Annotated in this window: 1 protein-coding gene; it reads left to right on the forward strand. The window is 41.3% G+C overall.

What is annotated here, in order from left to right; genetic code table 11:
• Window positions 1–75: 75 nt before the first annotated feature.
• Window positions 76–1,211 (forward strand): IS3 family transposase gene (locus ABH966_RS26930; protein ID WP_370083798.1). Its coding sequence is split into 2 segments (ribosomal slippage): window positions 76–301 and window positions 301–1,211, totalling 1,137 coding nucleotides; the frame shifts between segments, so codons are not numbered across the junction.
• The last annotated feature ends 195 nt before the right edge of the window (window positions 1,212–1,406 follow it).

Genomic DNA, 1,406 nt, shown 5'->3' on the forward strand with positions numbered 1-1,406 from the left:
TGGATGTATTATAGATAAGTGGACATACCTCGGTTAAATCAATAGAATTGAACATAAGAGAGGACGTGTCCGACCATGAGTCAAAAAAAGTACAATAAAGAATTCAAACAAACAGTAGTCGAACTTTATCGTTCGGGTACACCGGTCAATCAACTAGCTAGCGAATATGGTGTGTCAGAAGTCACAATTTATAAATGGATTAAACTCCATTCTCCAATTGAAGGAACTGGGGAGTTAACTGCAGCTGAAGTAGCTGCTATTCAGAAGGAAAACCTTCGCTTAAAACAAGAGGTAGATATCCTAAAAAAGGCTATGACCATATTCGCGCAAAAATAGAAGACCAAGAACTGATCGACCACATTACAAAAGAAAGCGAGCATCAACCCGTTCAATTGATGTGTCGCATTTTAAAAATGCCTAAAAGTACGTATTATCAATCATTTCACAAAAAGCCGAACAGCTATCATGTCGCCAATGAAAAGCTACTCGCTCGTATTCGCGTTATTCATAAGGAAAGTGACGGCCGTTATGGTGCACCGAAAATATTTCAAATCCTTAAACAAGAGGGCTATACAGGCAGTATTGATCGCGTTCAACGAATTATGAGAAAAGCAGGCATTCGTTCAAACATTACAAAAAAGTACCGTCCGACGCCAACGCAGAAACCAGTTGAAGAGCGTGAAAACGTGTTGGGACAAGACTTTACAACCGAAAACATCAATGAAAAATGGGTGGCAGATATTACGTATATCCACACAGTAAATGATGGTTGGTGTTATTTGGCGTCGGTATTAGATTGTCATACAAAGAAAATTGTTGGATATAAATTTGGTCGTAAAATGACGGTTGACCTAGTCTTAGAAGCACTTGATAACGCAGTAGCCGCGCAAAATCCAGCGCCAGGACTCATTATACACACGGATTTAGGTTCTCAATATACAAGTGAAGCTTTTGGCGAGCGCTTACAGAAATACGAAATGATCCCATCATTCAGTCGAAAAGGTTGCCCATATGACAATGCGTGCATCGAATCATTTCACGCAACACTCAAAAAAGAAGAAGTATACCGAACGCGCTACAGCCACTTTGAAACCGCACGTGTAGCTTTATTTAAGTACATCGAAGGCTGGTACAATCGCAAGCGAATCCATGGTAGCATTGGTTATTTCACACCCGATGCATATGAGATAATGTGCCGAGTAGCAGCGTAAAAAGGGGACAAAGAAATCTACCCCTCCACATTTTCGGGCGCAACCTCCATGCATTTTCCGCTCTACATCCCGAGTAGGCGGTCAAAGGCTCTTTTCACTTTGACGGTCTACTCGGGATGTGGAACACTCCAAAAATGGACGTTGCGCAACACAAAAAATTAACTTGAGTGTGTCTACAATCTTGACGTAGATCCA

This window comes from Lysinibacillus sp. RC46 (genome assembly GCF_041262385.1).
Lineage (GTDB): Bacteria > Bacillota > Bacilli > Bacillales_A > Planococcaceae > Lysinibacillus.